6 protein-coding genes and 1 pseudogene are annotated in these 6,032 nt (G+C 33.1%); all 7 read right to left on the bottom strand.

All coding sequences use genetic code 11. The features are described 5' to 3' along the window. Positions 1-120 precede the first annotated feature (120 nt). Positions 121-663 carry a LemA family protein gene (locus KHW44_RS05425; RefSeq protein WP_304066901.1) on the bottom strand — a complete coding sequence of 181 codons (543 nt, stop codon included), beginning with the start codon at positions 661-663 and terminating at the stop codon, positions 121-123. 17 nt (positions 664-680) lie between these two features. Further along, positions 681-2,393, bottom strand: coding sequence for a DUF2207 domain-containing protein (locus tag KHW44_RS05420; RefSeq protein ID WP_304066898.1), 1,713 nt, complete (start codon positions 2,391-2,393; stop codon positions 681-683). 147 nt (positions 2,394-2,540) lie between these two features. After that, positions 2,541-2,900 (bottom strand): desulfoferrodoxin family protein, encoded by a 360-nt coding sequence (locus KHW44_RS05415; protein ID WP_304066895.1) that lies wholly within the window; start codon positions 2,898-2,900, stop codon positions 2,541-2,543. A 56-nt stretch (positions 2,901-2,956) separates the two neighbouring features. Then, positions 2,957-4,258, bottom strand: coding sequence for an MFS transporter (locus KHW44_RS05410; RefSeq protein ID WP_304066892.1), 1,302 nt, complete (start codon positions 4,256-4,258; stop codon positions 2,957-2,959). After that, entirely contained in the window at positions 4,258-4,929 is a 672-nt protein-coding gene (locus KHW44_RS05405; protein WP_294685440.1) for an antibiotic ABC transporter permease, read from the bottom strand. The genes KHW44_RS05410 and KHW44_RS05405 overlap by 1 nt, the downstream gene beginning before the upstream one ends. Further along, a complete protein-coding gene (locus KHW44_RS05400) occupies positions 4,919-5,671 on the bottom strand; it encodes an antibiotic ABC transporter permease (protein ID WP_154255037.1) in 753 nt (250 codons plus the stop codon). The genes KHW44_RS05405 and KHW44_RS05400 overlap by 11 nt, the downstream gene beginning before the upstream one ends. Then, positions 5,664-6,032: pseudogene (locus KHW44_RS05395) on the bottom strand (ABC transporter ATP-binding protein); the annotation flags it as partial. The gene KHW44_RS05400 and the pseudogene KHW44_RS05395, both read right to left, overlap by 8 nt.

Genomic DNA, 6,032 nt, shown 5'->3' with positions numbered 1-6,032 from the left:
GAATTAAAACAAAATTAAACGGAATGTCCCCTGTTATGTACAGATTACATTCCGCTTAAAATATTATTAAATTATTCCGTGTTTACGGGTTCAGGTCATAAGTGCCCGGCAAATTTTCAACTAATACTCCAAGTTAGGCATATCTGATTTGGAATCGTCCATTTCCAGATAATCCTCAGCTTTATATCCTAACGCTAAAGCCACCAAAGAACTTGGGAATTGTTTAACTTTTCTGTTATAAATAGTAACAGTGTCATTAAATACCATTCTTGATGTTCTTACTGTGTTTTCGTATTTATTTATACTTAGCATTGTTTCCTTGTAAGTTTCTGAAGCCTTTAAATCAGGGTAATTTTCTGCTAATGCATTAATTCTTCCAGACAGATTTCTTAGGATTTCTTCATTATTTTCAATTCCTTTTATATCGTTTGATGATTGTCTCTTAGATATAACTTCCATCAAAGTTTTATATTCGTATTCGGAATAACTTTTTGTCGCCTTTGCAAGTTCTGTCAAAGCGTCAAATCTTGATTGTTGGCTTACTTTGATTTGTGAAAAAGCATTAGCGATATTTTCCTTAGTCATTACAAGACTTCTCTGAGTTGCAATAAAATATACAGCAATTATCACAACTAATGCAATCAATATTCCTAGTGTTACCATAATTTCCTCCTTAAAACTTATCTTCCGCCGCCGCCAGATCCGCCGCCTGAGAATCCGCCACCGCCGCCAATTGATGCTCCACCACCATATCCAGCACTTGATTGTGAGTTTGCAATTGCACGACTGTAAGTGTTATTTGAAAAGTGGTTTAGATACCAATAACTTGTGTAAATATCTCTATCGAAACTTCCGAACGTGTAATCTGGATAAAACTTTTTGAACTGTCTCAAAGTCTCTTCGCCCTTTCCAAACAACGTCGCGCCTATTAAAACCTCATCCCATAACGCTACTTCTAACGGTTCACGCTCATTAATCAGAGTAAAATCTTTTAAAAATCTCTCAAAAGCAGGAATTAACGCTGCCTCCTTAAGTCCTTTTTGAGTGTATGAATATTTTCTGAACATTCCGCGTGAATTTTCAATATATTCATTATCTAATAAAAACTTATTTCCATCTTTTTCAATAGATTTAATAATATTTTCCAAAAACTCTTCGTCATCCTTCAGAAAATCCTTATATTCTTTTTCAGTCAGAGTCACGTCATCTCCTGATGCTTCTTGTAAACTTGAAAATAACAATTGTTCGTAATCGCTATTGAACTCAGGTTCTTTGAGAATCTGTATATTATATTTTTCGATATCTCTGCGTAATATGGCTGACTTTTCATGTGAAGTTGTAAAATCAATATTGCCATCTCTTAGCCACACCAAAAGCGTTGCAGACAAAATATTTTCAACCATATTTTCTTTTCCATTATATGCATAAAAATTTGCCATTAAATTCTTTTCAAAAGGAATCTCCCTGTGATATTGTGGGTTTTTTCTATCAACTTTGCCGACATTTTTGATATTCTTGTTCCTATTTGGATTAACTATCGCAAATATTCCTAAAGATACACCAATTACGCCCATTACAGCAGTAAATACACCAAAAATTTTATCAATAATGCTTGTAGGAGTTCCGCCTTTATCGTAAACTCCACCGTTCTTGTAATCATCATACGAATAATCAGACCCTTCAAAAGCCTTATTAACCAAAGTATCAATGCTCTTGTTCGAAGTATGATTTGGGCTAATAATTCCCTTATTCAAGGATAACATAATGTTCATATAGTTAGATGAATCAAATTTTTTTGTTTTGGCAACAATCTTGCCATTTTCTAAATTGACATTACCATCATAACCAAATCCCCACACCTTAGCATTATCCTTGTTTAATTTCCCATCATATAGGCTAATCTTCAAACTAACCTTATCAGGCGAAGGATCCATCTGATCATTTACAAATCTTATATTAAAACCATCATAATCATTAAAAGATGTCACAGCATTTTTAAATTTATAACGAATCGTGTAAGTCTTATCCTTAAACTCAGTCTTACCAAAGCATAATTCAATACCATCTGACGTCTGATTTATCCCGTATTTTCTAGCTTTTTCGCTAAAATTCGAATCCACATTCCACGGATTCATACGTCCATACGGACCCTTTTCATCGGAAACCGTAAAATCCTCAATCTGCATATGATTTAGATTTTGCATAGGAATAAAAAATTCCGTACCAGAATCTGGATTTGCCTTCCACACCTGCGTAATAGAAATAGAACCATCCTTTTCTATCACAGCATTAGTATCGATAGAATCTATAGAATCAGCAAGAGAAACCTTAGAAGTCACAAGCATTATAAGAAACGCAATTATTAAAATTCCCCTTAACCTTAATTTCTTCATCTAACACCTCATCTTTATTATTATATTATTACCCAAATATTCAAAAATTATATAAAAAACTTGTAAAATTTATTTAATACTCAATAAATCGTATTATCAAAGTTTACACAAAAAAAGAGCTCCGCTAAGAGCTCTCATTATATGAAACTATTTTACTTCTTCAGCGCTTTCCCATAAACCATGGATATTGCAATAACTTAATGCGAATACTTTACCTGGTTTAGTAGATTTTACGTAAGCGTGAGCGTGTGGTTTAGTGAATACTTCGCCTTCGCCGTGAGCTGCTGCTTGGTAAGAAGCTACTTCTACTGGGAATTTTTCTCCTTCTGGTTGGAAGAATACTTTAATCCATGCAATATGGTGTTCGAAAGTGTTTGGGTGTTCGATTTCTTCACCTACAATTGCGCATACTTTAAATCCGTCGTCTTTTTTATCAATATGAATAACTGGAACGTGTTTTTCTGATTTCCAATCTCCAGATTGAACTGTTTCTGTTAATTTAGCCATTAATATTACCCCCTATAAAATTTCTTACAGAGTATTTATACCCCAATTACATTAAACTAATCATTAATTACATCTGGGTTTAGTTCTTCAAGTTGGTTAATGTTTTTATTCAAAAGCATCATCACGCAAATGATAAGTAGAATAGTTCCACAAATTACAAATAACAGTCCAATTCCTCTGCCATTTCCAACTCCAATTATCTTCCCGATAAAAGTTTCAGATAATTTGCCTCCCTTTAATAAAAGTGGATTGAACACATTATCCGCCAAAAATCCAGCCAAAATAATCGCTATAGGTGTGATAATCTTCATTAGACAATCTACCAATGAACCAACTCTTCCAAGCATTTTAGTCTCTATTTTCAATTGCATCAGTGAACCGAAAGTTCCATTAGCATAAGGAGTAGGAATCATAAATAAGAAAAATCCCACAGCAATAACAATCCAGCTGTAATTTATCCCCATTACTATCAATCCAATTGAACAAATTATAAGACTCAAAAAAATCGATCTTACTTTGTTTTTTTCGCTTGGAATTGCGCCAGAAATTACTCCACCTAACACCATTGCAATTCCCGACACAGAATTCACAAGCCCGTAAATTTTTGTGTCATAATTACTCATTACCAACGGACCAACCAAAACCATAGCTATGTTTGCCACAAAATTCAATATTGAAAACACAACTATTATTTGAATAAATCCTTGCTTTTGTTTCAACACTTCAAAAGCTATTTTCAAATCACTAACAATTGTCTTGGTGAAGTTAGATTCCTTAACTTCTTCGATTTCTTGCTCGATTTTTTGTGGTAAAATCGTCAAAATAGCGACGAAGAAAGTTACAAAATCAATCGCAAACAATCCCGTAAGTCCTATAAATGGAAATAACGCACCTGCAATCAACGGAGCAAGCATATTTTGAATCGCCCTGATAAGTTGCATAAAACCATTTGCCCTTGGAATATCCTTCTTCTCAACCAAAAGTGGAATTGTCGCATTAAATGCAGGATTTTGAAATGTACCCAAAGTTTGCGACAAGAATGTCAATGGATACACCATCCACACTTTCATACCTCCCGTCGCAAGTAAAATCATAAGTATAACTTTAAGTACAGCATCGAGCGAATCGGTTAACACTATAATATGTTTTCGTTGTTTTCTGTCTGCCATCGATCCTGCAAAAGGAGCAAATATAATTCCTGGCAAAATTTGAACTAAAAATGTCATCGCAAAAGTCGTGGCGCTTTTTGTCATCATGAAAATCCACAACGATAATCCAAATGATGAAATCCCCGACCCAAGCATAGACACAAATTGCCCAAACCATACCACCATAAATCTTTTAAATTTTTCGTTCATTAGAATCCCCTATACTGTAATTTCGTTCTTGCTTTTTTCATAAAATGATACGCCACAACATATAAAAGTATCAAATTCAACACAATTTTCTTCATATCCGCTTGATTTCCCACAATTATTTTTCTGATTTCTTGTGTTATTGTGAGTTTGTATCCAAATATCAAAAACGCTGTTGTGATAAATCCAGTAAATGATGCGACTCTTTCGTAAATTAATGTAAGTGCCATGAACAAGAAGAACACACCATACATTAGAATTAATGAAAAGATTATCGCTAGTATTAAATTAGGCTTGAATTGTATTATCCCATTCAATCCATTTCCCGATAAAAATATTACAATCGAAAATAAAATCGCAGCTTTTACTAACCAAACGATGCTTCTTTTGAAATAAATCATTACAATGCTAGTTCTAGATGAAATCATATTAATCAGCCCGTCGCTTTTGATTTCAAATTCTATGGATTTAACGAGTTCAAATAACACTGTTTGCAACAAATACCATATCAAAAAATATGTGAATGATTCGTTGTTCCAATTGTCCGTTGATTTTAGCATAAAAGAAACGCCCGCAAGCATGATAATATCCGATATTAGCTTTGAGAAATATTCGATTTTATAGTTTTTGTTTTCGTCGATGTATTTTCGTAATTCTCCGTATTTATATCCCATACAAATTACCTCTTTTCATGCTTGTTTGAATGTTTTTGTCGTATGAAATTTTGACCAAAACGGACAATACAACAGCTTGTATCAAAAGCTGTATTATCAAATCATATCTCACATTATTCAGTTGTAATTGTGTGAAGATTTCACGAGCGTTGTTAAATGGGAATATCATTTTATTAATAAGTACAAGTGCTTTGTTGTTGACTTTTACGGTAATATCTCCGAAAAACAACATATATGTTTCAGCCAATGCCACAAAACTTCCAAGTCTTTTATATAATAATGTGAAGCTTGATAAGAAAGTGCCCAATTGATAAAGTATGAATACAGACACAACCATCACCAAAATTATTATAGGAATGTGGTTGAATTTCGAATAATCAAAGTCTACTGATACAAATATCAGTGTGAATATCACTATTACTTTTATCGTATTCATCAAACATTCCACTAAATTTCTGTACAAAACAACAGATAGTATCCCTGTTTTTGATTGGACAATTGATATCAGTGTTCTGTCTGTTATTTCGTTTTGTATCAAAAACGTTGGTGATTCAATCGCATAAGTAGCATAATACCACAATATCATCATCAAAAACACGATTTCTTTTTCTTTTACAAACAGCCCATCTATGATGAAAAGTGCCATCAAAAGCACTGCGATGTTTGCAAATATGACGTTGAATTTGTATTTTTTGATTTCTGAGAAATCTCTGTTAAATTCCAATAACAATTTACTAAACATTTGAAATCACCCTGAAGTACACATCTTCTGCATTTAAAGATTCTTTTCTCATGCTTATTATGTCACAGTTTTTCAGTAGAAATTCCTTCTCATCTTCATCGTAAACTGACAGTATAATTGAATTGTCGGTAAATTCGTATTTCGTTTTCTTCAAATTATCTAGTAGATTTCTGTTGGTGTTTTCTATTTCAATGATGTCTTTTTGTAAGTCTTTTGAATCAAACAACTGTTTTGATGGTTTATCCAGTACGATTTTCCCTTCATTTATTAGAATTAATCTGGAGTTGATGTTTTTCATAAATGATAGGTCGTGACTTGTGAAGATGACTGTCTTTTGGTCTTCAACTGCTATTTTGTGTAG

It is taken from the genome of Finegoldia magna (genome assembly GCF_018371055.1).
Taxonomy (GTDB): Bacteria; Bacillota; Clostridia; order Tissierellales; family Peptoniphilaceae; genus Finegoldia; species Finegoldia magna_I.
The sequence above is the reverse complement of the archived record's forward strand: the minus strand, read 5'-3'. Positions and strand labels throughout refer to the sequence as shown.

Excerpts from the sequence above, each read along its gene's own strand:
- KHW44_RS05425 (WP_304066901.1), bottom strand. The coding sequence starts at position 663 with ATGGTAACACTAGGAATATTGATTGCATTAGTTGTGATAATTGCTGTA.
- KHW44_RS05420 (WP_304066898.1), bottom strand. The coding sequence starts at position 2,393 with ATGAAGAAATTAAGGTTAAGGGGAATTTTAATAATTGCGTTTCTTATA.
- KHW44_RS05415 (WP_304066895.1), bottom strand. The coding sequence starts at position 2,900 with ATGGCTAAATTAACAGAAACAGTTCAATCTGGAGATTGGAAATCAGAA.
- KHW44_RS05410 (WP_304066892.1), bottom strand. The coding sequence starts at position 4,258 with ATGAACGAAAAATTTAAAAGATTTATGGTGGTATGGTTTGGGCAATTT.
- KHW44_RS05405 (WP_294685440.1), bottom strand. The coding sequence starts at position 4,929 with ATGGGATATAAATACGGAGAATTACGAAAATACATCGACGAAAACAAA.
- KHW44_RS05400 (WP_154255037.1), bottom strand. The coding sequence starts at position 5,671 with ATGTTTAGTAAATTGTTATTGGAATTTAACAGAGATTTCTCAGAAATC.